This window comes from Neobacillus nitrireducens (assembly GCF_030915405.1).
Taxonomy (GTDB): domain Bacteria; phylum Bacillota; class Bacilli; order Bacillales; family Cytobacillaceae; genus Neobacillus.
Genome location: NZ_CP133262.1, coordinates 2,830,554 through 2,857,553, shown reverse-complemented (window position 1 = coordinate 2,857,553; position 27,000 = coordinate 2,830,554). Strand labels below are relative to the sequence as shown.

General features: G+C 39.2%; 26 protein-coding genes and 1 pseudogene. 18 read left to right on the top strand and 9 right to left on the bottom strand.

The window, feature by feature from the left end; all coding sequences use genetic code 11:
• The first annotated feature begins 1 nt into the window (after window position 1).
• From rlmD to RCG22_RS13680, 3 genes and pseudogenes are all read left to right on the top strand, one after another.
• Window positions 2–1,380: pseudogene (rlmD, locus tag RCG22_RS13690) on the top strand (23S rRNA (uracil(1939)-C(5))-methyltransferase RlmD).
• A 454-nt stretch (window positions 1,381–1,834) separates the two neighbouring features.
• Window positions 1,835–2,224, top strand: a complete 390-nt coding sequence (locus tag RCG22_RS13685; RefSeq protein ID WP_308103431.1) for a hypothetical protein — start codon at window positions 1,835–1,837, stop codon at window positions 2,222–2,224.
• Window positions 2,225–2,285: 61 nt separating this feature from the next.
• On the top strand, window positions 2,286–2,597 hold the full coding sequence (locus RCG22_RS13680) for a hypothetical protein (RefSeq protein WP_098261845.1): 312 nt from the start codon (window positions 2,286–2,288) through the stop codon (window positions 2,595–2,597).
• Window positions 2,598–2,730: 133 nt separating this feature from the next.
• Here RCG22_RS13680 and RCG22_RS13675 read toward each other — a convergent pair whose 3' ends face one another.
• Window positions 2,731–3,231, bottom strand: a complete 501-nt coding sequence (locus tag RCG22_RS13675; RefSeq protein WP_308103430.1) for a hypothetical protein — start codon at window positions 3,229–3,231, stop codon at window positions 2,731–2,733.
• 265 nt (window positions 3,232–3,496) lie between these two features.
• On the opposite strand from RCG22_RS13675, the gene RCG22_RS13670 reads away from it, so the two are divergent.
• Window positions 3,497–6,820: an SNF2 helicase associated domain-containing protein gene (locus RCG22_RS13670; RefSeq protein WP_308103428.1), complete on the top strand. Its 3,324-nt coding sequence runs from the start codon at window positions 3,497–3,499 to the stop codon at window positions 6,818–6,820.
• A gap of 78 nt (window positions 6,821–6,898) precedes the next feature.
• On the opposite strand, the gene RCG22_RS13665 is transcribed toward RCG22_RS13670, so the two are convergent.
• From RCG22_RS13665 to RCG22_RS13650, 4 genes are all read right to left on the bottom strand, one after another.
• Window positions 6,899–7,645: an amino acid ABC transporter ATP-binding protein gene (locus RCG22_RS13665; RefSeq protein WP_308103427.1), complete on the bottom strand. Its 747-nt coding sequence runs from the start codon at window positions 7,643–7,645 to the stop codon at window positions 6,899–6,901.
• 13 nt (window positions 7,646–7,658) lie between these two features.
• Entirely contained in the window at window positions 7,659–8,345 is a 687-nt protein-coding gene (locus tag RCG22_RS13660; RefSeq protein WP_308103426.1) for an amino acid ABC transporter permease, read from the bottom strand.
• A gap of 14 nt (window positions 8,346–8,359) precedes the next feature.
• Window positions 8,360–9,160 (bottom strand): amino acid ABC transporter substrate-binding protein, encoded by an 801-nt coding sequence (locus tag RCG22_RS13655; protein ID WP_308103425.1) that lies wholly within the window; start codon window positions 9,158–9,160, stop codon window positions 8,360–8,362.
• 160 nt (window positions 9,161–9,320) lie between these two features.
• Window positions 9,321–9,686, bottom strand: a complete 366-nt coding sequence (locus RCG22_RS13650) for an SET domain-containing protein (protein WP_308103424.1) — start codon at window positions 9,684–9,686, stop codon at window positions 9,321–9,323.
• A 214-nt stretch (window positions 9,687–9,900) separates the two neighbouring features.
• Between RCG22_RS13650 and RCG22_RS13645 the strand changes: the two genes are divergently transcribed.
• The 4 genes from RCG22_RS13645 to RCG22_RS13630 all read left to right on the top strand — a co-directional run bounded on the left by RCG22_RS13645 (window position 9,901) and on the right by RCG22_RS13630 (window position 12,389).
• On the top strand, window positions 9,901–10,293 hold the full coding sequence (locus RCG22_RS13645) for a DUF5655 domain-containing protein (protein WP_098261838.1): 393 nt from the start codon (window positions 9,901–9,903) through the stop codon (window positions 10,291–10,293).
• 63 nt (window positions 10,294–10,356) lie between these two features.
• Window positions 10,357–10,941 carry a histidine phosphatase family protein gene (locus RCG22_RS13640; protein WP_308103423.1) on the top strand — a complete coding sequence of 195 codons (585 nt, stop codon included), beginning with the start codon at window positions 10,357–10,359 and terminating at the stop codon, window positions 10,939–10,941.
• A gap of 85 nt (window positions 10,942–11,026) precedes the next feature.
• Window positions 11,027–11,221, top strand: a complete 195-nt coding sequence (locus tag RCG22_RS13635) for a hypothetical protein (protein ID WP_308103422.1) — start codon at window positions 11,027–11,029, stop codon at window positions 11,219–11,221.
• A gap of 142 nt (window positions 11,222–11,363) precedes the next feature.
• Window positions 11,364–12,389 carry a DUF418 domain-containing protein gene (locus RCG22_RS13630; protein WP_308103421.1) on the top strand — a complete coding sequence of 342 codons (1,026 nt, stop codon included), beginning with the start codon at window positions 11,364–11,366 and terminating at the stop codon, window positions 12,387–12,389.
• Between the two features lie 158 nt (window positions 12,390–12,547).
• Here the strand turns inward: RCG22_RS13630 and RCG22_RS13625 are convergent, their stop codons facing one another.
• The gene (locus RCG22_RS13625) at window positions 12,548–13,030 is read right to left on the bottom strand and encodes a hypothetical protein (RefSeq protein WP_308103420.1); all 483 of its coding nucleotides are present in this window, start codon (window positions 13,028–13,030) and stop codon (window positions 12,548–12,550) included.
• Between the two features lie 244 nt (window positions 13,031–13,274).
• Here RCG22_RS13625 and RCG22_RS13620 point away from each other — a divergent pair, with 244 nt between their 5' ends.
• Window positions 13,275–14,780, top strand: coding sequence for a PAS domain-containing sensor histidine kinase (locus RCG22_RS13620; protein WP_308103419.1), 1,506 nt, complete (start codon window positions 13,275–13,277; stop codon window positions 14,778–14,780).
• A 63-nt stretch (window positions 14,781–14,843) separates the two neighbouring features.
• On the opposite strand, the gene RCG22_RS13615 is transcribed toward RCG22_RS13620, so the two are convergent.
• The gene (locus RCG22_RS13615) at window positions 14,844–15,380 is read right to left on the bottom strand and encodes a ribonuclease H-like YkuK family protein (RefSeq protein ID WP_098261834.1); all 537 of its coding nucleotides are present in this window, start codon (window positions 15,378–15,380) and stop codon (window positions 14,844–14,846) included.
• A 346-nt stretch (window positions 15,381–15,726) separates the two neighbouring features.
• On the opposite strand from RCG22_RS13615, the gene RCG22_RS13610 reads away from it, so the two are divergent.
• The 5 genes from RCG22_RS13610 to RCG22_RS13590 all read left to right on the top strand — a co-directional run bounded on the left by RCG22_RS13610 (window position 15,727) and on the right by RCG22_RS13590 (window position 19,808).
• The gene (locus tag RCG22_RS13610) at window positions 15,727–15,885 is read left to right on the top strand and encodes a hypothetical protein (protein ID WP_176525537.1); all 159 of its coding nucleotides are present in this window, start codon (window positions 15,727–15,729) and stop codon (window positions 15,883–15,885) included.
• A gap of 230 nt (window positions 15,886–16,115) precedes the next feature.
• The gene (locus RCG22_RS13605) at window positions 16,116–17,189 is read left to right on the top strand and encodes a DUF2157 domain-containing protein (RefSeq protein WP_308103417.1); all 1,074 of its coding nucleotides are present in this window, start codon (window positions 16,116–16,118) and stop codon (window positions 17,187–17,189) included.
• Entirely contained in the window at window positions 17,182–17,712 is a 531-nt protein-coding gene (locus RCG22_RS13600) for a GDYXXLXY domain-containing protein (RefSeq protein WP_308103415.1), read from the top strand. The genes RCG22_RS13605 and RCG22_RS13600 overlap by 8 nt, the downstream gene beginning before the upstream one ends.
• Before the next feature lie 213 nt (window positions 17,713–17,925).
• Window positions 17,926–18,522, top strand: coding sequence for a biotin transporter BioY (locus tag RCG22_RS13595; protein WP_308103414.1), 597 nt, complete (start codon window positions 17,926–17,928; stop codon window positions 18,520–18,522).
• 191 nt (window positions 18,523–18,713) lie between these two features.
• Window positions 18,714–19,808, top strand: coding sequence for a cytochrome-c peroxidase (locus RCG22_RS13590; RefSeq protein ID WP_308103413.1), 1,095 nt, complete (start codon window positions 18,714–18,716; stop codon window positions 19,806–19,808).
• 347 nt (window positions 19,809–20,155) lie between these two features.
• Here RCG22_RS13590 and RCG22_RS13585 read toward each other — a convergent pair whose 3' ends face one another.
• Entirely contained in the window at window positions 20,156–21,103 is a 948-nt protein-coding gene (locus RCG22_RS13585) for an iron-hydroxamate ABC transporter substrate-binding protein (protein ID WP_308103412.1), read from the bottom strand.
• 286 nt (window positions 21,104–21,389) lie between these two features.
• Between RCG22_RS13585 and RCG22_RS13580 the strand changes: the two genes are divergently transcribed.
• Genes RCG22_RS13580 through RCG22_RS13565 form a run of 4 tightly spaced genes read left to right on the top strand, consistent with a single transcriptional unit; the run spans window position 21,390 to window position 25,310 of the window.
• Window positions 21,390–22,445 (top strand): FecCD family ABC transporter permease, encoded by a 1,056-nt coding sequence (locus RCG22_RS13580; RefSeq protein WP_374049359.1) that lies wholly within the window; start codon window positions 21,390–21,392, stop codon window positions 22,443–22,445.
• Complete coding sequence (locus RCG22_RS13575; protein WP_308103411.1) at window positions 22,445–23,464, top strand: FecCD family ABC transporter permease; 1,020 nt, start codon at window positions 22,445–22,447, stop codon at window positions 23,462–23,464. The genes RCG22_RS13580 and RCG22_RS13575 overlap by 1 nt, the downstream gene beginning before the upstream one ends.
• A gap of 13 nt (window positions 23,465–23,477) precedes the next feature.
• Window positions 23,478–24,302, top strand: a complete 825-nt coding sequence (locus RCG22_RS13570) for an ABC transporter ATP-binding protein (protein ID WP_308103410.1) — start codon at window positions 23,478–23,480, stop codon at window positions 24,300–24,302.
• Between the two features lie 12 nt (window positions 24,303–24,314).
• Window positions 24,315–25,310, top strand: coding sequence for an NAD(P)/FAD-dependent oxidoreductase (locus RCG22_RS13565; RefSeq protein WP_308103409.1), 996 nt, complete (start codon window positions 24,315–24,317; stop codon window positions 25,308–25,310).
• Window positions 25,311–25,615: 305 nt separating this feature from the next.
• Here RCG22_RS13565 and RCG22_RS13560 read toward each other — a convergent pair whose 3' ends face one another.
• On the bottom strand, window positions 25,616–26,818 hold the full coding sequence (locus RCG22_RS13560; RefSeq protein ID WP_308103408.1) for an MFS transporter: 1,203 nt from the start codon (window positions 26,816–26,818) through the stop codon (window positions 25,616–25,618).
• Between the last annotated feature and the right edge of the window lie 182 nt (window positions 26,819–27,000).

Here is a 27,000-nt window from a genome sequence, read left to right as displayed (position 1 = left end):
AATGAGCAGAATTGTACCGGTAACTAAAAATGATTATATAGATGTTGTTTTTGAAGATTTAACCCATGACGGAGCGGGTGTGGCCAAGATTGATGGCTATCCGTTATTTGTTCCCAATGGACTGCCTGGAGAAAAAGCAAAAGTTAAGGTGATTAAGACGGGCAAAGGCTACGGCTTTGGACGTTTGCTTGAGATTTATGAGAAAAGTCCTTACCGAGTAGAGATTGAGAGCAGTGAGCTTCATAAATATGGTGGCTGCCAGCTCGAGCATATTAGCTATGAAGGACAGCTGAAATATAAAGAAAACCAAGTCCGTCAGGTGCTCACACGCATCGGTAAACTGGAAGATGTCGTTGTTCACCCGATTTTGGGAATGGACAATCCCGTGCATTACCGCAACAAGGCACTGGTACCGGTTGGGGAAAAGGAAGGCAAACTGATTGCTGGCTTTTTTAAACCGAGGAGCCATGAAATTGTGGATACAAATGAGAGTATCATTCAGCTGCCTGAAATCAATGAAGCGGTACAGGTCGTAAAGGAAATTTGCAGTGACCTAAGGATTCAAGCGTATCATGAGGAATCACATAAAGGTGTACTTAGACATATTATGGCCCGTTATGGTCAACAAACGGGTGAACTCATGGTGGTCGTTATAACAAGGACGGCTGACCTTCCTCATAAAGACAAGCTGGTCGAGCAAATTGTAGCGCGACTCCCGAATGTGAAATCGATTGTTCATAATGTGAATTCAAAGCGGACCAACGTGATCATGGGCGAGAAAACGAAAGTTTTGTGGGGGAATGAAGTCATTTATGACTTTATCGGTGATGTGAAATTTGCCATTTCTGCACTGTCCTTTTATCAAGTAAATCCCGTTCAAACCAAGGTTTTATATGATAAAGCCCTTGAATATGCCGACCTCAGGGGGAAGAAACTGTCATTGATGCCTACTGTGGAATCGGAACAATTTCTTTATTTTTAGCACAAAAAGCAAGGCAGGTATTCGGCGTCGAAGTGGTTCCGGAGGCAATTGAGGATGCGAAGCGGAATGCAGAATTAAATGGTATGACGAATACAGAGTTTGCGGCAGGTGAGGCGGAGGTTGTGATTCCGAAGTGGTATAAAGATGGAAATTCCGCTGATGTCTTGGTCGTTGATCCGCCGCGTAAAGGCTGTGATGAGGCTTTGCTGCAAACGATTATTGAGATGAAACCGAAAAAGGTTGTTTATGTATCCTGTAATCCAGCTACCCTTGCGAGGGACTTGCGGATATTGGAGGACGGAGGATATAAAACGATGGAAGTTCAGCCGGTTGATATGTTTCCGATGACAACGCATGTGGAGTGCGTTTCGCAACTCATTTTAAGGAAAGGCAACTAACCCATTACATTGGGCGTTGCCTTTTTAGTTTTTTTCTAACGGGGTGACAAGCTGTATTTTGGTGTTTTATTTATCCGGAAAAGCGTCCCTGAAACACGGTCATACCTTAAGGGAAATTGAAAAGATTGGAGAAAATAAACTGAACGTTGTTCACGTAATTGTAGTAAATTTTTAGAAAAAACAAAATTATTGTGAAATGCAGTATGATATAATTCTACCGAAAAGGAGGTAGAATAATGTCGAAACTACCATAAAAGTAATAAATATTATCGAATTTAATCCCTTTCTATTAAATCTGCAATCTTCCCCTTTCATCCTCATCATTTTAAATCCACTACATGCGCCTCTTTAATAACTTCTTGTTAAAATGCTGAAGCGAATAAAATCACTTAAAAACTAAAATCAATGGGAATATTGCCGCTAAAATTGAAGTTACTGAAAAAGGAGCGGTATTATGCTAGCAGTGCTGAGTAAGATGGCTAAAGGGATCTCTGTTTGTTATTCAGAGGTTTTCCCCAATGCAAACGACGATTATTTCCACTTTGTTTATATCGGAAAGATATATGTGGTCGCTGACTCATATTGTATGAATCCAGATTGTACATGCCAAGAGGCAGTTCTAAACTTTGTTCAAGCCTTTCCGAAGGAAGGTAAGAAAGCTGACAGTTTCATGGTAAGGTATAAACTTAACGGCAGGGGATATAAAATACATGACCATGGCAAATTCACCAGACGTGAAATAAAGGCCATCGTTATGCATTTTACCGCGGATAATACGACCCTAGAACTTTTAAATGAACGATTCAAACTGATGAAGGAAAAAGTAAATGAAATTCTAAGTTAAGTTCCCTAAAACTAATTATTTTTGGTAAGTAAACTTATATATATTTGAAGGAGGAGAATCAATGGGTCACGATATATCAGGATACAATAAAGCAGGAGAAGAAATTGCTTATGCTCGGTTTAGCATGGGGAATCGTAATGCTACCATACTTTATAATTTACTTGATGCAAATAATTACTATGCAGGAGTTAGTGGATCAGGCGGCAGTTCTACCTTCTCGATACAACAAATTGAAAAGGCTTTGAATGGGTACCAGCAATTTTATAAAAATAGTCATTTCTTAACTTTGGATCAAAAACAAATCTCGGATTTTATACAAAATTGTTTAGCAACCGCCAAAATAGAAGGGAGTGTAGGAGTGTATTTTGGCTAATGTTTGAATGCTTTATAGAGAAATTAAATAAGTAGTTTTCATTAATCTTAAAGAAATGCCCGGAAACAACATTCCAGGCATTTTTTATATTGGATTTCCACTTAAAATATATATATAAAACAGAGTCTAAATATTAAATAGGAATGAGCATATGGATTAAAAATATAACCGTAAAGATCATTGCGATGATTCGGTGGAACCTTTTTCGAAATCCTGATGCTTTCTTATGGCGTAAGTACCCGGCAAACAAAGTGATAATTAGAAAGATAAAGGACGAATAGCCCATCAACAGTTTGATATGACCAAAACCAATGATAGGTCCAATTTTAAAAAGATTAATCCAAGAATGCCCGATAATAAGTATGGCAGCTGAAATAGCTATTTTAATATGCCACTTCATAAAATATCTGGAAAAGGTGGCAAGCCGAATCTTTATTTTTCTTTGTTTGGTTTTACGAATGAGTAAAAAAATAAAATACATATTCACGTTAAAAATAAATAAGATCATAGCTATTTGAGCAGAAAATTGGCTAATTACAATTAAAATGGAGTCATGCGGGCGAAAAAACCAAATATAAATGATGGAGCCTATAATAAGTAAAACATTGGTAACCGTCCATATCCTGTGGTACACACAAATCCCTCTCTCTTTTTAAATTTGGGCATTTTAGTTTTTGCGAGGATTTAAATATTACTCATTTCAAAAATCACCAGTAAAAATACTACAAATATTAGTAGCATATTAAGGATAATAAAGATAAGTGGAACTAATATATTCCATAATACTGTAGAAAATCTACATAAGTAAAATTGTATAATTATAGTCTAGAATATTAGTTAATTGGAAAGTATGAAAGTAATAGTCTATTTCCTTGGATGCTTTAGGTGGAGGGAAGTTTATGTTCGAGCAATTAACAAAAGCTGATATAAAAGATATGTTTACAGATGCAGTTTATCGTCGTGGACTTGGTTACTTTCAAGAAGGTCGTGTCAGAGATTTATCTCATGATCCCGTTAAAAATATCTGGGGTGCCAAAGTAAGAGGGTCAAAAACCTATCTTGTGACAATTGAGGATGATGGGTTCGGAATTTCCTCAGATTGCAACTGTCCTGCCTATGATAAATACTGGGAGCCATGTAAACATATTGCTGCAGTTATGCTGAAAATTCACGACAATACCCAGGGGGAAATAGTCTTTAGTAACCCTCATCAAGAAAACCAAAGTTTTCTTGATAGGAAACGAATACAAGAGAAGGAATTTCAAAATCAACAATTGGAACTAGAAAGGAAAAGGGAAGAAAGACAAGCAGCTTATGTCAAGCAGCTGACTAATCAATTTATTCAAAACTTCTCTAGCATAGTACAAGGTAGTAAGGAACAGAAGATAGAGAGAATCAAGGAGCCTTTACTTGTAGAATGGATAATGAAAGTATATAGGCCGTACTACGCAACAAAACAATTTCTAATCTTAGAAATGAAGGTAGGCCAAAAGAGAGCCTATATTGTAAAGCATATTAAGGACTTTCTTAAGGCTATAAATATACAAGTGCAGTACCCGTTTACAAAAAGCTTTACCTATGATCCGATAGAACACGAGTTTACTCCGAATGATCTGGAGATTATTAACCTTTTACAGGAGGCAATTAAGTATGAGGAGATCTACCAGGAATTCCAATCTCCTTATAGTAGAACCTATGGTTCGTTAGATGAACGGGCGCTTACTATTCCCCCGATGATTGCGGATGAACTCCTTCGAAAGCTTGAAAACGGAGAGGTTCACTTTGAACTTGATAGAAAATCTTTTAATCAGATTGAAATCGATCAATCGGAATTGCCTTTTACGATTCAATTAGATAAAGGAAAAGCAGATGGGTTTCAATTAGATTTGACATCACTAGCAACTTTCGACTACTTAGATTTATATGGATATATCATCGTAGATCATCGCTTTTATAAGATTTCGGTTGAGCAGCAGCTGCTCATCAAGGAATTAAAAAAACTGGTGGACCAGTCAAACAATCCTGTCCTGCCAATTGCTAATGATCAAATTGAACCATTCATCTCCCAGGTGGTTCCGATAATTGACAAGATTGGTCAATTGGAGATTACGGAAAATGTCTCAAGCAAAATCGCAAAATTCCCCCTAGAGGCAAGGATTTATGTTGACCGAATCGACGATTTCCTCCAGACCTCACTGGAATTCTATTACGGTGAGAATAATATAAATCCGTTTGAACAAACGACTCCTGAAAAGAGCGGTCCTATTTTAATGAGGGATGCAGAAAAGGAACAGGCAATCATGGAAGTGTTTCAATCTACTTCTCTAAGATTCAATGAAAAACTCGTTTATGTTAAAGGGGAAGATGAGATATTCGAGTTCTTATTTGAAATTTTACCGCAGCTTGAAGACAAAACGGAAATTTTCTTAACAAGTGCCGTCAGGTCATTTGTATTACCGGACAAGCATGCACCCGTTACCACTATCGATGTCGATTCCTCAGGTAATTGGCTGGAAGTGAGCTTTGATATGGAAGGGATTGAGCAGAAGGAAATTAGAAATATTCTACAATCTGTTGTGGAGAAGAAAAAATATTATCGACTGCCAAGCGGTGCGTTTGTCTCATTGGAATCAGAAGAATTTCAAACGATTCAAAACATGCTTCAAGAGGTAAAGATTAAACCATCACAATGGGAAAAAGACACGATTCAACTTCCCATATACAGAGGAATGCAGCTGGATGAATTGGTTGATAAGGAAAACGGCGGCAAAGCCAAATTCGGAAAGCAATTTCGTCGATTATTAAACCGTTTGAAAAACCCTGAAGAGTTGGAATTTGAGTTGCCAGATTTGCTGCAGGCTAAATTGAGAGATTATCAGAACTATGGCTTCCAATGGTTTAAAACGCTTAGCTACTACCGTCTGGGCGGCATTCTTGCAGACGATATGGGGCTTGGGAAGACCGTGCAAAGTATTGCCTTTATTTTATCAGAAAGAAATGGGAACAAAAATGCGAAACCAGCGTTGATTGTAGCACCAGCATCACTCGTCTATAACTGGAAAAATGAATTTCAGAGATTCGCCCCATCATTAACAATTGATGTGTTAATTGGAACACCACAAGAGCGAATGGAACGGCTGCAAAGTGATTTGTTGCCTGATGTTTGGATAACAACTTATCCAACCTTAAGGCAGGATATTGATTCTTATGCACAGCATGAATTTAGTACGTTAATCTTAGATGAAGCACAATCGATTAAAAATTATGCAACCAAAACAGCGAAGGCGGTAAGGGATATTCATGCAGAAACATGTTTTGCACTTAGCGGGACACCGATTGAAAATTCGATTGATGAGCTTTGGTCCATTTTTCAAACGATTATGCCAGATTTCTTTCCGAATCAGAAGGCATTTCGCCAGCTTGACCCAGCTAAGGTAGCAAAAATGGTTCGCCCGTTTTTATTGCGAAGAGTTAAGAAGGATGTATTAAAAGAATTACCGGACAAAATTGAGACGGTCAACTATTCTGAGCTGACAAAGCAACAAAAAGAGCTATACTTGGCTTATCTTGAAAGAATCCAAAAGGAAACAAAAGAATCGCTTCAAGGGGAAGGATTCCAAAAAAGCCGTATGAAGATCTTGGCTGGTTTGACAAGACTCCGTCAATTATGCTGCCATCCTTCCTTGTTTTTGGAAAATTATCAAGGGGATTCAGGTAAGCTCCAACAACTAAAGGAGATTGTCAGTAACGCCATAGAGAACGGTAGGCGCCTGCTAATCTTTTCACAATTTACAAGTATGCTTGCGATTATACGTGAACAGTTATCGAGTTCTGGTTTAAACTTCTTCTATTTGGACGGTCAAACAGCACCTAAGGAGCGGATCAGAATGGTTGATCAGTTTAATCAAGGAGGGGCTGATATATTCCTCATTTCTTTAAAAGCAGGAAATACAGGACTCAATTTAACAGGAGCGGATACGGTGATCTTGTATGATCTTTGGTGGAATCCGGCTGTTGAGGAGCAAGCAGCGGGAAGGGCCCACCGAATTGGCCAAAAAAAGGTTGTTCAAGTCATCAGATTAATCACACAGGGAACGATCGAAGAAAAAATATATGAGCTCCAACAAAACAAAAAAGAACTCATCGAAACCATCGTGCAACCGGGAGACCAGATAACTCCAAGAATAACGGAACAAGAGATTAGGGAAATATTGAATATTTAGGCAGCTGTCTCTGAGTATTATATGTAAATAAAAAAGCTCTTCCTAAATATGATTAGGAAGAGCTTTTGGTGTAAATTATTATCTCGCAGCCACCTTATTTAAAAACTGTAAGGTCCGTGGATTTTTGGTGTTCTCGAATACCTCTTCCGGGGTACCTTTTTCCACGATAACTCCTTGGTCCATGAAGAGGACTTGGTCAGCAACATCTTTGGCAAAGTTCATTTCGTGGGTAACAATGACCATCGTCATGTTCTCTTTAGATAAATCCTTCATGACCTTTAGAACTTCCCCAACTAACTCTGGGTCTAAGGCAGAAGTAGGTTCATCAAAAAGTAGTACTTTTGGATCGATTGCCATAGCTCGGGCAATCCCAACACGTTGTTGTTGTCCTCCGGATAGTTGATGAGGATACATCTCGGCCCGCTCTTTCAAACCAACTTTATCTAGAAGGGTTCTTGCTTTATGTTCTGCTTCTGCTTTTGACCGTTTAAGAACAGTTGTCTGTCCTTCCATTACATTTTCAAGTGCAGTCAAATGTGGAAATAGGTTGTAATTTTGAAAGACCATGCCCGTATTTTTTCGAAAAGAAACAAGTTCTTTTGACCTCAATTTATTATTTTGGTCAAAATTGATGGTTTGATTTCCAAGTTCGATTGAGCCTTGGTTTGGTAATTCTAGTAGGTTAAGACAACGAAGGAGTGTTGTCTTTCCTGAACCGGATGGACCGATAATTACGGCTGTCTTTCCTTTGGGAATGGTCAGGTCAATTCCTTTTAATACTTCAAGCTGATCAAATCGTTTATGCAAATTATTGATGTGAATCATTGTATCATCTCCATTATTTAGCTACGCTTCGCTCAAATCGAATCTCCATTTTTGTCTGGAAATAAGAAAGTACAGTACTGAAGATTAAATAGATAAAGGCGACTTCAATGTAAATCCACAATGGCTCATAGGTAGCAGCAGCGATTTGTTGACCTTTTTGGAAGAGTTCAGTAACCGTAATTGTTGCTGCCAAGGAAGTATCTTTTACTAGACTAATAAAAGAGTTTCCTAGTGGTGGTAAAGACACACGAATGGATTGAGGAATGATAATTCGTCTCATCGCCTGTGATTTGGACATGCCAATTGAAAATGCAGCTTCCCACTGCCCCTTAGGAATTGAAAGTATCGCTGCCCTGATAATTTCCGAACTGTAAGCACCTTTGTTTAATGTAAAAGCAATGACAGCAGCCGGAAATGGATCTAGTGTTATTCCCATACTTGGTAATCCGTAAAATAGAATAAAGATTTGTACGAGTAAGGGAGTGCCGCGGAAGATCCAAACATAAAATTTGGCAACGGCGTTTATAACTTTCATGTTGGATAGACGTGCCAGTGCGATAAAGAAGGCTAAGATTAACCCTAAAACAAAGGTGATTAGTGTTAATGGAATTGTAAACTCCATTCCGGCTTTTAATATAGGAAAAAAGGAATCACTAAGGATTCCTATAATTCGATCTATGCGTTCTTGATCTGCAACCATTTTGTTCCATTCCTTTACTTAGATACGTCCGCATTAAACCATTTTTTAGAGATTGTTAGGTACGTACCATCTTTTTTCATTTCTGCAAGTGCACCATTAATTGCATCTACTAGCTCTTTATTTCCTTTACGGAAGAGGAATGCATTACTTGTTGCGTCTGCTTCTTCATAAACCTTTTTAATCGGAAGGTCTGGACGTTGTTTCTTTAAATCTAGGTATGAAAGGCTATCATTAATTGTTGCGTCAATACGTTTTGAAGTGATAAGGTCGATCGATTGATTAAATCCTTCTACAACTGTATTAGTTGCTCCATGTTCTTCAGCAATTTTGCGGTAATTACTATCTAATGATTGTCCTACTTTTTTACCTTTTAAGTCATCAAGAGTTTTAATATCGTTATTGTTCTCATGAACAACAAGAACAGCTTTTGAGACGATATACGGTTCAGACATATCATATTTCTCTAAACGGTCTGGACGAACAGCAACTTCGTTTGCTACCATGTCATAACGCTTCGCATCAAGACCTGCGATCATGCCATCCCATTTTGTTTCAACGAAAACGGGCTTAATATCTAATCGTTTAAATACTTCTTTAGCAATTTCAATATCGAAACCTGTTAGTTTTTGAGAATCATCATGATAAGTAAAAGGAGCGTATGTACCTTCTGTACCGATGGTAATTTCACCTTTTTCTTTGATTTGATCATATAGGCTTGTAGCCTTAGCAGAACTTACCTTTTCCTCTTTACTGCTGCAAGCACCTAAAGCGGCAGTAAGAAGGAGAGCTAGAAAAACAACTGCGAATTTCTTCATATTTGGACATCTCCTAGTATTTTGATAGGTTTTATATAAAATGACTTTACTAGAATAATATACATCAAAATAAATGTCAATCTAAAGGGGAGATATAGTCTAAAAAAAGAGTCCATTTCCTATTTCTAAGAGGATATGAACTCTTTTAGTATATTTTAATTTATTCCTCAAACCATAATCGCGTTTTGTCATCAGGGTCACCATTGTAATTAATCCGTATTTCCTCGCCGGCTTCTATGTCGGAATAGGCATAAAAGTTAATGGTTCTCTTTTTTAATTTTCTTTTAAAGATGGCATTTGGTGTGCGGGAATGATTAAATAGGGACCCAATTCCTAAGGCTAACGCGCATTCATCGAAATCCTTTCCCCACCAGAATACATAGTCGATCAAGGTTGTTTTTTCCAAATACTTAAACTCTTCTTTTGGAAAAATGATGACAGGTGAAACCTCCAGAAGTTCATCTTTCTTTATATCCTGAGTGGCAAAAATTCCTCTCCCGTATTGAGATTGCCTTACCTCCAACATAGCTCTATTTACCTCCATTTTTCAAACATCTCAGTTGCATTTATTTATTAAGGTATGAAAAAGGAAAGTGTTTGGTATGGGTCCACTGTGCAGATGTTGTAATCATCGTTGGACAACGATTTAACTTTCTATATCCAATTTATGGTTTTATACTAAAGAGAGAAGAGCTAATTGGATTGTCGTTGTCACTAGTATATAAAACGAGGTGGGATAAATGGTGAATTCATCTTATCGAAAAGATGTAGAACGTTTTTTTACCGGCCAAGAAAAACACATTTCGTTGTTCCAAGCTGTTGAAGAGACGATCAATTCAATCGGTCCAGTAACCATTGAAGTGAAGAAATCCGTTATCTCAATTGGAACAAAAACAAAATTTGCCTGGATATGGATGCCTCAGCCCTGGTCAAGTACACGTCCTGAGGATTGCCTTGCCCTGACCTTTGTGGTTGACCGGTATATTGAAGATGAAAAAATTGTTGAAGCGGTTGAGCCATACCCTGGCCGCTGGATTCACCATGTGATTATTAAAATGGAAGCTGATTTGAATAAGGATGTATATCAGTGGCTTAGTGAAGCTTATACTTTTTCTCAAAATAGAGGGCGGTAATCAACGGATGCATGGATTAAAAATGTTTTTGGAGAAGGATATCAATAAAAGATATTGAATTTAATGACAGTTTCCTACTTATTTTATGGGGATGATGGCTTGGAGAAAAAGATTTATGTGATAAGGCATTGTGAGGCAGAAGGGCAGCCAAAAGAGGCTCCACTTACCGAAAATGGTATCCAGCAAGCAGTTGATTTAGCCGGATTTTTTGTAGATGTAAAGATTAACCGAATCATTTCAAGTCCATTTCTACGGGCTATCCAATCGATTGAGCGGGTTGCCAAACGTGCAAAAGTAAATATTGAGGTTGACGAAAGGTTAGCTGAGAGGATATTAAGTGCGAAAATGTTACCTGATTGGCTTGAAAAACTAAAAGCTACATTTGATGACTTGGACTTAAGGTTCGACCGAGGGGAGTCCAGTCGGGAAGCAATGGACCGCATTGTTGGTGTTGTCGAGGAGATTTTTAAAAGTGATTCAGAAAATAATCTCATCGTTACTCATGGGAATTTAATGTCCTTATTAATTAAAAATTACCTACCTGACTTTGGCTATGAGGAATGGAGACAGCTTAGCAATCCTGACGTGTATCTCTTGAAGTTAACGAATAAGGAATTTACTTTTGAGAGACTATCCACTGAAAAATAATGGGCAAGTGGCGGGTACCTTGAAAGACTCAAAAGGTTCCTATTATATTCAATTTTAAAAAGTTGCTTCAATTGATGCGAATAAAATGGACGTTCAGATGAATTATCAATCGGATCAATTAGATGACAGGGATTCCTATGTAACAATTGAGTTTTATAACAATATTAATAATACATTGCAATTTTTGGGTTTTACCCAAATTGATACTTACGGTACAGATAACGGCGTGATGTCAAATATTTTATGTTTATGCAAAGGATGCAGCAGGGAATACCAGTAAGTTGGCAAAATTAACTGTGAAGAAATAATCGAATTTGGAAAAGTGATACAAAGGGCTAACAAGGAAGTGTGTCAGCCTTTTTGTATTGATGATATAGGTGAAATCTGCGTAAACCGTTATACTAAGTGTGGAGTTGATTTGGATGGATACACATCAGTTGGACACACGAATTGAAACACTTGATTATTTGCGGGGATTTGCGCTCCTGGGCATTATTCTGGTGAATATCATTTCGTTATTGTCGGTTAAATTACCCGTTCCTGGAACCACGGATGCATCGTATTTAAGATTTTTATATTTGTTTGTCGAAGGTCGCTTTTATACGATCTTTACCTTTTTATTTGGTGTGGGGTTCTATATTTTTATCTCACGGGCCAATGCGAAGGGGAAAAATGGCTATGTTATGTTTTTGCGGCGGCTACTTGTACTGTTTCTCTTTGGGTTAGTGCATGTACAATTTCACCCGGGGGAAGCCCTAACAATTTACGCCATTTGCGGTTTGATCATTTTGCCTTTTTACAAAGCTAATAAGCTAGTAAATCTTTTGTTTGGAACGGCAATGTTGGTCGTGTTGGGCCTTTTTGCAGAAAAAATCTTCATGGTTGTTCCACTAATGTTGTTGGGCGTTGCTGCTGGGCAATATAGATTCTTTGAACGAATTTCACTACATGGGAAAAGGATAGTAATTTTTACTGGCATAATGTTCGTATTAAGTGTCGCGGGGCTTGTGTATCAATATCAACATGTTCCGTCTGTGTTTGGAAATGGATCGGGTGCCGATTCCTTGGAAACACAGCGATTCTTACAGCTTGGAATTACAATAGGTCCCATTGTCTCTGCTTTTTATGCAGGACTGCTAATATTGCTTCTTAACCTTCCAATTGTCCGGAAGGTTCTGTCACCTCTAAAGAGCTATGGACGAATGGCGCTAACAAACTATGTTTCGCAAACAATCTTCATCCTAGTTTTGGGGCAGATGCTAAATTTAGTCGATCATTTGAGCTATATCCAATCACTGGTTCTATGTATGGCTATTTCTGTCATCCAACTGACTTTCAGTACCATTTGGCTCCGCTACTTTAGGTACGGCCCATTGGAATGGGTATGGCGAATGCTGACTTATTTCGAATGGATGCCGATCGGTAAAGCTAGCGATTCATGTCGTTAACACCGCTAGTTGCGTCCCAAATATATATGAAAAGGTCAGTCCTCCTTCCGTTTTTTTAACAGAAGAGGGCTGACTTTTTGGCTAGTTAGTTTATGCATTTGCTTCAGCAAACTAGAAAAACAGTGGTTTCCGTTATTAGTTTAGTAGTATTTTTCTTGTTAGTTTTTTATCTCTACATCATGCTCCTTTGCAAGCTTATTTAGTTTTGTTTGATAATCCCGGATATGCGTTCTGGTATCCGCCAGCATATCGTTCGCTTCTTGGATTAAATCTGCGTCCTGGTTTTCTAAAGCCTGTTTAATTTTTGCAAAGGCATTAAATTGAATATTTGCCCCTTCTATATATATTTCGTGAATTTCTCGTACCTCATCTGTTTCAATCTTTACAGATTCTAGCTCTTTAACAAATTCAGAGTAATTCGGTATAACGTCATTCATTAACGTATCGTACATTGTTTGATCATCCTGATAATTTGTACCCGAGGCCCCTTCATAGGCAGAAACGGCAGTACTCTCCAATTTTCCTACATCCTTCATTTCTTTGTTTACATAATTAAGTAAGTCGTCCTGAACTGGATCACCAGAGCATCCTGACAACATCAATAGAAGGGGTATGATTAAGACGAATAGCCTTCTTTTCATTTGTATCACCTCCTATTGCCCAATTTATGAGGCGGAGGAAGTCCATTATGAGCGGGAAGAATAATATTTTATGAATGGCCAGAGTATTCCCTTTGAATATGTAATCTACAACTGTGGTCCAAGCGTTTTTTAGTTCCTACACATGATTGTACTTGTGGAGTGGACAAAATTAGGAAATTGTCTTTCTGTGGTGCCTGACACCATTTTGAAAATACTTCTTTTCTTTACCGAAAAATTCTGTAAAATGGAGAATAAGAGAATATATGATGCGTTTGGAGAGATCTCTATGTCAAAGTTTTTCCCGATTTTTACGAATGAGAAGGAATCTATGGTTTATAATCCAGATGATTTAATTGACTTATTTCTAGACTGTACAGCGGACGGGATTTGTATCGTTGATATGGAGAATCGATTTATTCGGGTGAACCATGTGTATACCAAAATATTTGGCTATACCGAGGAAGATGTGATAGGTAAAAGAGTGGAAGAAATTTCTGCTCCTGAATATGTGCATGATATTATTGAATCAGTCAAATGCGGTGAAGCATTTCCGGATATGGTTACCCAAAGGTACCATAAAGACGGAACCATCCTTGATATAGCTGTTTCATATTCCCCTTTTAGAAGTCCATGTGGGGAAATCATTGCTGTCCTTGCCATTTTTCGTGATATAACTGAGCATATAAATATTGAAAGAGAATTGAAAAAGACTCGAGAGATGTACAGGCTTATTTCCGAAAATGCAACAGATATGATTAAGGTCTATACGAAGGATAAAAAGATTGTCTATGCTTCTCCTTCCCATGAAAAGGGAATTGGGTATACCTCTGAACAGTTAATTGGTAAAAGCGCTCATGATCTTATCTTGCCAGAGGAAATGGAACATTTTGAAAGAGTTTGTCAAAGGTTAATAGACACAGAGGAGCCACAATTGCTCCAAACGAAGATACAAACAGGTGATAATCGAGTGATATACTCTGAGACCACAATTTCTCCCATCTTTAATGAACTAGGAGAGATTGATTCCTATGTCACAGTCGGCAGAGATATTACAGACCGGGTAAATAATGATGATGTCCTCCGAAATTTAGATCGGCTTTCAATCATCGGTCAATTAGCTGCTGGAGTAGCTCATGAGATTCGAAACCCTTTGACTTCCTTAAAGGGATTTTCAAAGTTATTAAAAGATACAACCACCAAAGAAAAACAGGATGACTATTTATCTATCATTATGAATGAATTAGACCGTATCGATATGATAGTGAATGAATTTATGTCCTTGGCAAAACCTCAAGCCATTCAATTTGATCAAGAAAATCTAAATTCAATTGTTGAAAGTACGGTTAATATTCTACATCCACAAGCATTATTACATAATGTGCAAATAACCAGCCAATATCAAAATGATGATATTGAGTTGCTTTGTAATCCCAATCAGTTGAAACAGGTTTTTGTTAATTTTTTAAAAAATGCAATTGAATCTATGCCCTCTGGCGGAAATGTCAATATACATGTTCAGAGAGTAGAAGGAAACCGAGTGCAGGTTTGTTTTTCGGATGAAGGAATGGGCATTGACGATGAACTTATGCACTATTTGGGAACTCCGTTCTATACAACCAAGGATAAAGGAATTGGACTTGGCCTAACGGTCAGCAACAAAATCATCCAGGAACATAACGGTACCATGAAAATCGAAAGCCAAATTGGCAAAGGCACCACGATAAAAGTTGAACTAGAATGTCTTTCATAGAGATTTAAAAAGAGTGTCAGGTACCACTTAAGGACGATTGTCTTTTCGTGGTGCCTGACACTCTTATTTGGTGTAACGATTGGCATAGCTTGAAGCAACAAAGGCATTTGGTTTGATTTTTGGTTCGACGCCCATAGATTCAATTCTGGTGACCATTTCTTTGACAAACTCACTTGTTTTATTTCGTTTGCCCGCTCCGATATCAATGTGGCCCTCCATCGTAAAGGTTGCTCCTTGATATATGTTGGGAAGAACAAGATTAATTAACTCATTTTTTCTTTCCTCCGTGAACATCGAAACGACTTCCTCGGTTAATGATAGTTCAAGAGATATTCGCTCATGTAAATGAGTCATCTTTCTTGGAATGACCACCTTCTTAATGCATGCCCATACTCCATTTCCTTTATTTTGGATGACAAGCCCCGTGATAAAAACGGTCGTTGATTTATGGACTTGAGAATCTGTGCCGACCATCAGTCGATAGTTTCCGTTTGGGTCTAACTTCATGAATGTTACGATCCGGTCAAAGACCTGATCGAATGACATCCCATCCTCTTGAAGATTTTGAAACAAATCGTGATAAGCCTCGTTTTTTTTCATATTGAAGCACCACATCTTTCCTTTCCAACTAAAAAAAGTCTTAGTCTCGGCTCTTATTCCTATCTTATGGAAAGTGATTTATTGTCGTGCAGCCATTGAAAGTATTTGATCTTCATAGATATGTATGTAGATTAGTGAGCAAAAATGCATGAGGGGCGTCAGCGTGGTGTCAGGCACCGTGGGGGGACATGACAGTGATGTAGACATTTTCCATATTGAGCTTCTGAATAAGGGAATATTCGAACAACAACCTTTTTTCGAAAAACAATTATATGCCTAACAATATTTGTGCCAGTCCATCATTAGATAAAGAAACGAGAATTTATCAAGATAGGGATGGATGAAAATGGCAAAGAGAAACCGTGGGAAAACAATCAGCTACTTGCCTTCAAATGGCCGCGGGACATGCCCGCTTTGTGAAAGAACAAGAATCAAACTGCTATATCCGCATAAGACTGAAACAAACCAAACCATCAAAGTTTGTAAATTTTGCCGGGATAAATAATGATAGGTCATTCAATGGTGTCAGGCACCGCTCATGGACATTTGTCTTTTTGCGGTGCCTGACACCATTTTTTTCTGTTTCATTCTGTATCAAATAAATGGTTAAACACTTTGTTTTAAAAGGATTATTAACTCTATTTGTCGAATAAACTTAACTATAGAGACATTGGTTTTGAAACAGTTGAGAACGGTTAATCTCAATATAAGATTAGCTTAAAAGGGGTGGGGTGGATGGCGAAGAGGATTATAAAACAACATGAATTAAATTTTTTAAAGCGGGAGCTTAAGTTCTTAGGAGATTCCGAGATTCTGCCTGCAGGAAAGGAAAACGAGATAGACGAGATATACGAGGTGCAGAAGCTTTCTTTTACAAAAACACTTTTGTATGTTGGTTCGATATTGATTGGTGCTGGGGTGCTTAGTTTTATCGCGAGTAACTGGGATGAAATTGGAAAGACAGTGAAACTCCTATTAATAATTGCAATCTTCCTTGCCAGCAATCTGACTGGATATAAAATGGAAAAAAACTATCCAAAAACTTCTAGGAGCTTATACTATTTAGGTGTTCTTGTGTTCGGTGCGGGAATTTTTCTGATTGAGCAAATGTTCCATCTCGGTACAAATTCACAAAATGCCTTTTTATGGTGGTCGCTTGGAATATTGCCGCTAGCTTGGGTATTACGGGATAAATGGATTCTTCTTGCCTCTTCCCTATTTGTCCTCAAGTACCTGCTCGATGGACAATACCTGCAAGGCGTAAACATCCCGTATTGGACGTTGTTGTGGATAGCGGCGATTTATATTTTTAATGAAAAAATTGGTTTTTCAAAAGTAACAGGCTTTATCACGGGCTTGGTTTCGCTTGCCTTTATCGGGACGGTCGTTAGCTTTATTCTCAACCGCTCTGGCTATACTGATTTTCCGTATGTGTATGGACTAATCTATTTGGTTATTGGGGTTGCTCTTGTTCATTCAAAGGGGAAAGTGAGAGATATTTATGTGGTCTTGGGATACCTCTTACATGGGGCGGCAGCGCTATTGTTATCTTTTGAGGATACCTGGCCACTGGATTGGGTATACATTCCTTTCTCTATCTTGTACTTCCTCTATGTGTTGTACTTAATCAAACGAGGCAGTTTAATCAGTATCATCATCCTATGCGTGATGATCTTCCGTTTTTACCTGGATTTATCCTTTGAATTTTTGCCAAAGTCGTTCGTATTTATTATTGGCGGATTACTGCTGCTTGGCTTCGGTTTTTACTTTGAAAAGCAAAGAAAAAAAGGGGTGAGTGTGCATGAATAATCGAGCAAAGCAGTTAGTTTTGGCTTGTTCCTTGCCAGTGCTGATTCTGTTAGGCCTGTGCATTACTCCTATTTATACCATGTTAACCGGCGAGGAAATGATTCTCCAAACAAAACCTCTGGACCCATCAGACCCATTTCGAGGCGATTACGTGACCCTTCGATATGAAGCGGAAGAAATTCCGGTCGGTATGGTGGATAAAGCAGTAGTCAATAGAATGCAGAACCGGGGAGGACCGTTTGATGTATATGTCCTTATGGAGAAAAAGATGGGTGTCCACACGCCAAAGAGAGTAACCCTCGAGAAGCCTGATAAGGGGCTATTTCTAAAAGGCACCATAAACTATATCGACAAAGAAAACCAAGGACAGGAAATAGCCTTCCTGGAATACAATCTAGATAATTACTACCTAGAAGACAACACCGGAACAGAATGGGAAAAAGCCTCTTTTAAAGGAGAAATACTAGCCAAACTTAAAGTAAACAATGGGTACGCCGTCCTGACCGACATCACAACAAAGTAAAATTTGGTGTCGAAAGTGGGTGTCAGGCACCGCTCGTGGACAAATGTCCATTTGCGGTGCCTGACACTTTTTTAAAGTTAATAATAATAGATCATAAATAGTTGGTGAGAACTAATTTACCCTTACATTGTTAACCCTTATTAAATTTTGGTTGACAATACTGTTTATTCCCCTTATTTTAATATTATAACAATTAATATTTGGGGTGAGAGAATGAATAAAAAATTAAGAGCGTTGGATTTAACACTAGTGGGAATGTTCGTTGCATTAATGGCGATTGGCGCTAACATAACCTCCTTTGTACCTTTTATGGTAGTTGGAGGAGTTCCCCTTACACTGCAAACCTTTTTTGCAATCTTAGCAGGGGCTATCTTGGGGAGTCGGTTAGGGTCAATTGCGATGACTGTTTATATGCTCGTAGGATTTGTAGGCGTCCCTGTATTTGCTAAATTTGGAGCTGGACCTTCTACCCTTTTCAGTCCTACCTTCGGCTTTATTCTCTCGTATATTTTTACAGCATTTATCATTGGAAAAATTGTTGAAAAGAAAAGAACTGTGGCTGCATTTATCATTGCGTCTTTAATCGGAATGGCTGTGAACTACCTATTCGGTACAAATTGGATGTACTATGCCTATAAACTTTGGGCTGCTGCACCAGAAGGATTCACTTATAAAATGGCATGGTTATGGATGGTTGCTTTTCTGCCAAAAGACATTATCTTAGCCGTCCTTGCCGGAATGATGGCTCACCGCCTAGAAAAATCAGTCCTATCAAAAGGGCAATTTAAACATTTGAAGCGTGTTTCTTAAGGATATCACTCAATAAACAAACTAATGGTGTCAGGCACCGCTCGTGGACATTTGTCTTTTGGCGGTGCCTGACACCATTTTTATTTTTGATAGTAAACATTTAATAATATCTCCATAATAGCAACACCTTTAACGTAATTTATTAACTTATAATTATGGTAAGAAATTATGTTAAAGGGGTATTCCTTCATATGAAGAAATTTTTATCTAGTTTATTTTTACTTGGTCTATTATGTGTGGCTTTGATTGGTTGCTCGAAAGATGATGATGTTGCGGCACCGACTAAGCTTCCTGCAGATAAAACAACTGAACAGCAAGGAAGCGAAATTGACCCTAATGCTTTGCTGCAAAGCCTCAAGAGTCAAGGACAGCTTGTGCCGATAGGGGAAGTTCCTATTCCAAAGGATAATCCGATGAATCCTGAGGTGCTTAAATTGGGGCAGACTTTATATTTTGATCCTCGTTTATCAGGAAACAACCAGGTTAGTTGTGCAACATGTCATGATCCAAACCTAGGTTATGGTGACAATCGCCCTACCCTGAAAAAGATAGATGGCACAGCTGGGGCAAGAAATAGTCCAACCATCATTAACTCAGGCTATTACCAAACAAACTTTTGGGATGGTCGTGCTGCTTCCTTAGAGGAGCAAGCGTTAGGTCCAATTCAAAACCCAAATGAAATGAATCAGACCCTTAAAGAGTTAGTAAGGGAGTTAAAAGGAATTCAAAGCTATGATAAGCTTTTCGATGCTGCTTTTGAGGATGGTATTACGGAACAAAATATTGCCAAATCCCTTGCGGCCTTTGAACGATTAATTACTGTAAAAGATACACCCCTAGACCGTTTCCTAGAGGGAGACACTGACGCCTTATCACAGCAAGAAATCCGCGGATTGGACCTATTTACGGGTAAAGCCATGTGCATCACCTGTCATAATGGTTCAAATTTATCAGATAACAACTATTATAATATTGGGCTTAATACCGAGGATGAAGGCCGTTTCTCAGTTACAAAGGACGAAAGGGATTTGGGCAGAATCCGAACACCTAGTTTATATGGAATCACACACACTGCCCCCTATATGAGTAATGGCAGTATCGCTACACTAGAGGAAGTCATTGATTATTACGACCGTGGCGGTGACGACCATCCAAATAAAAGCTTCTTTATGAAAAAGTTTATGAATCCCATTGGTCTAACAGAGAAAGAAAAATCTGATTTATTGGCGTTCTTAAAAACCTTGGGTGGAAAACCTCCAGTCTACACAAAACCAGAACTGCCTTAATAAAGTGTCTGACACTCCGATTGCGATTTTGCTTGTTGGTGTCAGGCACTTTTTTCGTGGAAGGATTAAAAAACTAATCAAACGATTGGTTAAATGTACGTGAGGCCATGATATATCTGATTTTTTTAGGAAAATGGGAAAACTAATCAAACGTTTGATTAAATCGTGTTGAAGCTATGATATATCTGGGTATTTTAAGAAAGGCTAATATACTAACCAAACGTTTGATTAAACTTTAATAATTGAAAAAAAACTAAATTCACGAGTAAATCAGCAAAAAAGAGGATTTCCACTACGACTTTCATAGCGTGGAAATCCTCTCTTTTATTTTTTGGATAGTTTTACCTTTATTTTGTAAATGATTTTACCACTTCATCGATGGTTTTTTCACTGGCCTTCAAACCGTTGATGGTCCAATTACTTGGATCGTTCATTTCATATACATGTCCATTTTTAACGGCATCAAGCCCGTTCCAGATGGAGCTCTTCGCTAATAATTCTAATCCAGGTTCCCCTTTTTTACTGACGAGGAAGATGTGATCTGCTTTGATTTCCGGCAATTTTTCAAGAGCAATCGGATCCCACTGAACAGCGGCGCCGCCAAGACCTTCAACGAAGGCAGGTTGCTTAATGCCTAGATCGCCGTATAGAACATTGGCACTGAAACGATTGTTTTCCATTAAATAAAACTTATCGGCCATAACCCATAGGATAGCGGCGGATTCATCGCCAATGGCATCGTGGACTTTTGCCTTTGCATCCGTGACTTTCGTATCGTAATTCGCTAGGGCTTCTTTTGCTTCCTTCTGTTTACTTAAAATCTCTCCCATTTGCGAAAGTTGTTTGCGCCAATCTGCACTGACCTCATCCTTAAAGACGTAGGTTGGGGCGATTTTTTTATACTCTTCATATTGGCCCTTTTGAATGGCAGCAGGAGAGCTGAAAATAATTAAATCTGGGTTGTTGTTCATTACCTGTTCAAGTGGAAGGTCCCAACTGATTTTCGGAACATCCTTTAACTCTGGCTGTAAATAATCCAAAACCGTATCACCGATCGACCATTGTGCTGTAGGTTTTACTCCTAATGCTACTAATGAATCCTCTAAGTAGGGGGCAATAATGCGCTTAGGATTGGTCGGAATGACCACTTCTCCTTTAGCATCTGTTAATGTTACCTCGGTATTTTTCTTCTCAGTCTTCTTGTCCGTAGTTGAATTATCGGAATTACTGCAAGCACTTACCAAAAATAACATCAGTAATAAAGTAAAAGATAAATAAAAACGCTTTTTAGACATCATTAAACCTCCTAAGATAGTATAATCCTTTGATAATGGTAATGATAATCATTTTCAATTACAAAGTCAATAAACAATACTGTTCAAATCAGGCTATATTGTGAAAGAAATTTGAAGGATATTTCTGGAAGCGCCTTTTGTACTGTAAACGTATTGAAAAATAGCTCGTAAATATCTATACTTAGTGATAATGATTATCATTACTTTGATAAAATTCCACAATTAATCATGTTCAATGTAGTAATATACCCAAAGATTCTTTTTTTATTTAGAAGAGGTGTAAGATTTGAATGGAAATGCACATCAACGAGAAGGCAACTCTATAGAACTTTATAAAAATAAATTAAAAACATCAATCAAAGGAACTTTAGTATTAATCGTCGGATCGATACTAATCCTAATCTCAATGGGCTTATCGATTGCCTACGGTGCGGCGGATATTAAATTCGGAACGGTGTGGGAAGCTGTCGCACATTTTAATCCGGAGCTGACATCCCATCAAATTATCCAAGAAATTCGTATGCCAAGGGCAATCAGTGCCGTTTTAGTTGGGGCCTTACTGGCTGTTTCTGGTGCCGTGATGCAGGGATTGACACGGAACCCACTCGCATCACCGTCTATCATGGGTGTTACAGACGGGGCAGCGTTTGCGTTAGTTATCACTCTCGCCTTTTTTCCATCAGCGACGATGTTAGGTTTAACCTTTTCATCCTTTATAGGTGCGGGACTCGGCGTGATCCTCGTTTTTACAATTGGAGCTTTTTCCAAGGGTGGATTGACACCTGTAAAACTTGCACTTGCCGGGGTAGCGGTAGGCTCAATGCTCAGTGCATTCTCAAGTGCGATCGCTCTTCATACACAAGTTGCAAAGGACATGAGCTTCTGGTATGCAGGCGGATTAACAACTACAACTTGGGGATCCGTTAAGATATTACTCATCGCTGGCGGCTTTGGACTACTGCTTGCCCTGTACATCTCTAGGTCAATCACCATTCTTAGCTTAGGAGAAGAAGTTTCAAGAGGGCTCGGCCAAAATACATTTTTAGTAAAATTACTTGGGGTAATTGTTGTATTAATACTGACAGGTGCTGCAGTTTCCGTTGCTGGTGCCATCGGTTTTATTGGATTAGTGATTCCGCATATTACTCGCTTTATGATTGGATCGGATTACCGCTGGATTATTCCTATATCCGCTGTCATGGGCGGGCTGTTACTCGTTTTGGCCGATATTGCGGCAAGAATGGTCAATGCCCCGTTTGAGACTCCGGTTGGAGCAATAACGGCTATTATCGGTGTTCCCTTTTTCTTATACCTAGCGCGCGGGGAAAGGAGAGGGCTGTAATGTCTCAATCGAAAGCAAAACACAAAAAATTTATCGTCCTAATTAGCCTATTATTTATTCTAACGATTCTCACTTTTATTATCAGTTTAAATCTTGGTGTGGTGCGGATTGCCCCACTGGATGTATTTAAGACATTACTGGGACAGGGTACAGCCCGGGACCAACTCGTTTTAGTTGATTTTAGGCTGCCAAGAATGATTCTATCCCTGCTAATTGGGGCAGGTTTAGCTGTCTCCGGAGCCATTCTGCAGGGAGTGACGAAAAATGATTTAGCGGATCCTGGGATTTTAGGAATTAATGCAGGGGCAGGGTTCATGGTCATCCTCTTTATCTATTTCTTTCAAGGATCGATGAATAGTGTGACTACGTTTGGCATTTTCCTCATGCCTCTTTTCGCTTTAGTTGGGGCTGTAATCGCAGCGTTCCTGATTTATATATTGGCATGGAAAAAAGGGATTGACCCCGTTCGGTTAATTTTAGTAGGAATTGGTGTAAATTCAGGTTTTGGCGCCGCAATTGTTATTTTTCAGTTAAAAATGAATCCGCAGGACTTTATGCAAGCGGCTGTTTGGTTATCAGGAGATATCTGGGGAGCGAATTGGAAGTTTGTCGCCATTCTTGCCCCATTAATTCTGCTGCTTCTTCCGTTTGCTTTATATAAAGCCCACACCCTAAATATTATGAATTTAGGTGATCAAGTCGCGACAGGCCTTGGTATCCGGGTCGAGAAGGAAAGACGGCTTTTGCTTTTAGCAGCTGTAGCACTTGCAGGTTTTAGTGTGGCAGCTGGGGGAGGAATTGCTTTTCTTGGATTAGTTGCTCCTCATATTTCCAAAAGACTAATTGGACCTAAGCACCAACTATTTCTGCCAATAACAGCAGTGCTTGGTTCTTTCCTGCTTTTATTGGCAGACACGATTGGGAAAAATCTTCTGGCACCCACGCAAATACCGGTGGGAATTGTTGTAGCAATATTTAGCGCACCATATTTTATCTTTTTACTAATGAAAGCAAAATAAGGGGGGACGGATTGTGGTTTCACTTTCAACCGAGAATCTTCAGATTGGTTATGGAGACAAGACAATAGTTGAGAACTTGAATTTACAGATAAACAAAGGGGAAATTACCACGATCATCGGAGCCAATGGCTGCGGGAAATCGACGATTTTAAAAACATTAGCACGTGTCCATTCGGCCAAATCTGGAATTATCTATTTAGATGGGAAGATGATTCACAAAGTTCCAACCAAGGAAATTGCTAGAAAAATGGCTGTACTTCCGCAAAGTCCAGAGGCACCGAACGGCTTAACGGTCTATGAATTGATATCCTTTGGTCGTTCCCCGCATCAAAGCGGGTTCGGCAGGCTGACTGATAATGATCGAAAAGTGATCGATTGGGCATTAGAGGTGACCGGGCTGACATCCTTTTCGGCACAACCTGTCGATGCCCTGTCAGGAGGACAACGGCAGCGCGCGTGGATTGCCATGGCAATCGCACAAGAAACTGACCTCTTGCTGCTGGATGAACCAACTACGTACCTCGATATGGCGCATCAGCTTGAGATCTTACAGCTGCTTGAAAAATTAAACAGGGAACAAAGCCGGACCATTGTGATGGTTATTCACGATTTAAACCACGCCTCAAGGTTTTCCCACCATATGGTTGCTCTTCGCAGCGGTACTATTGTTAAAGAGGGGACTGCAGACGAAGTAATGACTCCAGATGTTTTAAAAACTGTTTTTCAAATCGATGCGGAAATTGTCAAAGACCCGCGGACGAAAAAGCCGGTATGTCTTTGCTATGATTTATTAGAGAAAGAGCAAAGTTTAGATAAGCTAAGAGTCATGAATTTCTAGGAGCGGGATTGGATGGGGAATGGAATGAAAATTTATGATGTAACCATTATCGGTGGCGGTCCCATTGGCCTATTCACCGCCTTTTATTGTGGGATGAGAGAGATGGAAACGAAAATAATTGAGTTCCTGCCTTATTTAGGTGGTAAAGTTTCCTACTTCTACCCTGAAAAGGTTATCAGAGATATTGGTGGGATCCCTGCAGTTTCAGGTGAAAATCTCATCAAACAGTTGTCGGAACAGGCACAGACCTTTAATCCGACAATCGTTTTGAATCAGCAGGTGGTCGGGTTGGAAAGATTAGCAGATGGGACTTTTCTATTAACAAGTCACAATGGGGAAAGACATCAAACACGGACCATCATTCTAGCGACCGGTTTCGGGACGTTGAAAAGTGCCAAGCTGGATGTTGAAGGTGCTGAGAGATTTGAAGGACGGAACCTGCGTTATGGGGTGGAAAGGCTGAATGACTACAGGGATAAACATGTGCTGATTTCTGGTGGGGGAAATTCAGCTGTGGATTGGGCGAATGAGCTGCTGCCAATTGCGAAACATGTTACCGTAGTGCATCGCAGGCATGAATTTTCAGGACTTGAGCGGAATATAAGTAATTTGCGTAAATCAGCTGCAGCCATCCTGACCCCGCATGTTTTGGACGGTTTACATGGGGGTGATGATCGAATTAAAAGTGTGTGCGTTAAAAACCTCGAAACCAACGAAACTCAGGTCATTGAAGTAGATGAAATCCTTGTTAACCATGGCTTTTGCATTGACCTCGGTCCGATTAAGGGCTGGGGATTAGACTTCGAATATGGGAATATCAAAGTAGACAATAGGATGCAAACCAATATTGAAGGAATCTTTGCGGCTGGTGATGTGGCCAACTACCCCAATAAATTACACTTAATCGCAGGCGGATTCTCCGAAGGTCCCATCGCAGTAAATAGTGCCAAAGCCTACATAGAACCCGAAAAAGAACTCAAGCCCATCTACTCCACTACCCATTTTTGAGACTAGTGAAGGCGATTAGTACCCATGGGGGCTGAAAAAACAGTTCAGCGGTAACTAGTGGAGGCGACTAGTGCCAGTGGGGGCTGAAAAAACAGTTCAGCGGTAACTAGTGGAGGCGACTAGTGCCCGTGAAGGCTGAAAAAACAGTTCAATGGTAACTAGTGGAGGCGACTAGTGCCCGTGGAGGGTGAAAAAACAGTTCAGCAGTAACTAGTGAAGGTGACAAGTGCTCAGGAAGGCTGAAAAATAGACTCAGCGTAATTAAATCAACACAAAAAACCGGGTAGCACCCGGTTTTTCGTATGTCAGTTATTTTGATTAGCTACACGAGTTTGAATGTATCTGTGTCTCGCATAAAAAACTATTGTCATGATGACCGATACCCCCCCAAACAGGACACACATCAACTGCAAACCAATTAGATCAAGAAGAAAGCCACTAATGAGCAGGACAATCTGATAGGTCATTCGGTCCAGCATGTTTCGGAAAGAAAAGAAGCGCCCGTGAAACTCCTTTGGTACCTTTGTTTGAAAAATGGTGGCAGCCGTTGGGAAAAAGCAGCCGACAGAAAATCCAAAAATTGCAAACGCAACAATTGTCAACACCGGAACGTCAGCCAAATAAAGAAGCAGTTGAGAAACCCCAATCAAAAAGGAACAGGCAAATAAGATGATATAGGGGGAAATTCGATCACTGATTAATTTAATGAAAAAAGCGCCAAGCATAAAGGAAATTCCTTCTGTCGTGTAAATCCAGCCTTTTATGGCTGAACTATCTTGCAGCTCACTAATGTTAATGACGACAAGGTTAAAGCCGCCTAGAAATAGGACCGGAACCAATGTCATAATTAGTGTCATCAATACAATAGGCAGACCTTTAATAATCGGGAAAACTTCATTAAAACTCGTTTTTTCTGAAACGTCCTTTTGAACTGTCTGACGGTCCCTAGTTTCATCGATATTCAAGAACCAAGTTAAAATGAATAGCGCGATATACGCTACCAGAGAACCGACATAAAGCATAGATAAAGGCAGAACAACCAACAAAATTCCAGCCACTGCTGTTCCGATAATCCGTGAAAGAGTCGAAACATTCATATGAATTCCATTTAATTGCAGTAAATCTTTTTCCGCGACAATCAGCGGAAGAGCTGCCTGAAGGGCAGGAAAATAAAAAGCAGCTGAAATCTGCAGTAAGACTAGAAAGACGACCATCCACCAAATGGAGCCAGTCGCAATCGCAATTAACATAAAAATGACGCTAATAGCTCTAACAAATCCAGCAATCAGCATAACGGTTTTCTTACTGGCTTCATCTGTAAGTCTGCCTGCATAGGGTCCAACCGCAATTCCGGCAAGAAGCCCTGCTGCGAGAAGGAGAGATTTTAAGAAGTCTGAAGGCAGCTTTGCTTGCATAAATTCCAAATTACCAATAATGCCGAGCCATAACCCAAGTCCAGCGATAAATTCCCCTATTAACAAAATCCAAACATTTCTATTCCTCAACATAAACTATGTCCCTCAATCCTCTATTCATATCCATATAAAACTACAATACTATTCAAAATACTAACAGAAAACGGTGTCAGGCACCACTTGAGGATTAATACCATTTTATGTTGCATGGTGTTTACTTTCTGAGTTAGCACTTATTCAATTGTTCAATTTTTGTTAAGAATATATAAAGAAAA

Coding starts and splice junctions, on each gene's coding strand:
- RCG22_RS13685 (WP_308103431.1), top strand. CDS start 1,835: ATGCTAGCAGTGCTGAGTAAGATGGCTAAAGGGATCTCTGTTTGTTAT.
- RCG22_RS13680 (WP_098261845.1), top strand. CDS start 2,286: ATGGGTCACGATATATCAGGATACAATAAAGCAGGAGAAGAAATTGCT.
- RCG22_RS13670 (WP_308103428.1), top strand. CDS start 3,497: ATGTTCGAGCAATTAACAAAAGCTGATATAAAAGATATGTTTACAGAT.
- RCG22_RS13665 (WP_308103427.1), bottom strand. CDS start 7,645: ATGATTCACATCAATAATTTGCATAAACGATTTGATCAGCTTGAAGTA.
- RCG22_RS13660 (WP_308103426.1), bottom strand. CDS start 8,345: ATGGTTGCAGATCAAGAACGCATAGATCGAATTATAGGAATCCTTAGT.
- RCG22_RS13655 (WP_308103425.1), bottom strand. CDS start 9,160: ATGAAGAAATTCGCAGTTGTTTTTCTAGCTCTCCTTCTTACTGCCGCT.
- RCG22_RS13650 (WP_308103424.1), bottom strand. CDS start 9,686: ATGTTGGAGGTAAGGCAATCTCAATACGGGAGAGGAATTTTTGCCACT.
- RCG22_RS13645 (WP_098261838.1), top strand. CDS start 9,901: ATGGTGAATTCATCTTATCGAAAAGATGTAGAACGTTTTTTTACCGGC.
- RCG22_RS13640 (WP_308103423.1), top strand. CDS start 10,357: ATGACAGTTTCCTACTTATTTTATGGGGATGATGGCTTGGAGAAAAAG.
- RCG22_RS13635 (WP_308103422.1), top strand. CDS start 11,027: ATGGACGTTCAGATGAATTATCAATCGGATCAATTAGATGACAGGGAT.
- RCG22_RS13630 (WP_308103421.1), top strand. CDS start 11,364: ATGGATACACATCAGTTGGACACACGAATTGAAACACTTGATTATTTG.
- RCG22_RS13625 (WP_308103420.1), bottom strand. CDS start 13,030: ATGAAAAGAAGGCTATTCGTCTTAATCATACCCCTTCTATTGATGTTG.
- RCG22_RS13620 (WP_308103419.1), top strand. CDS start 13,275: ATGGAGAATAAGAGAATATATGATGCGTTTGGAGAGATCTCTATGTCA.
- RCG22_RS13615 (WP_098261834.1), bottom strand. CDS start 15,380: ATGAAAAAAAACGAGGCTTATCACGATTTGTTTCAAAATCTTCAAGAG.
- RCG22_RS13610 (WP_176525537.1), top strand. CDS start 15,727: ATGGCAAAGAGAAACCGTGGGAAAACAATCAGCTACTTGCCTTCAAAT.
- RCG22_RS13605 (WP_308103417.1), top strand. CDS start 16,116: ATGGCGAAGAGGATTATAAAACAACATGAATTAAATTTTTTAAAGCGG.
- RCG22_RS13600 (WP_308103415.1), top strand. CDS start 17,182: ATGAATAATCGAGCAAAGCAGTTAGTTTTGGCTTGTTCCTTGCCAGTG.
- RCG22_RS13595 (WP_308103414.1), top strand. CDS start 17,926: ATGAATAAAAAATTAAGAGCGTTGGATTTAACACTAGTGGGAATGTTC.
- RCG22_RS13590 (WP_308103413.1), top strand. CDS start 18,714: ATGAAGAAATTTTTATCTAGTTTATTTTTACTTGGTCTATTATGTGTG.
- RCG22_RS13585 (WP_308103412.1), bottom strand. CDS start 21,103: ATGTCTAAAAAGCGTTTTTATTTATCTTTTACTTTATTACTGATGTTA.
- RCG22_RS13575 (WP_308103411.1), top strand. CDS start 22,445: ATGTCTCAATCGAAAGCAAAACACAAAAAATTTATCGTCCTAATTAGC.
- RCG22_RS13565 (WP_308103409.1), top strand. CDS start 24,315: ATGGGGAATGGAATGAAAATTTATGATGTAACCATTATCGGTGGCGGT.
- RCG22_RS13560 (WP_308103408.1), bottom strand. CDS start 26,818: ATGTTGAGGAATAGAAATGTTTGGATTTTGTTAATAGGGGAATTTATC.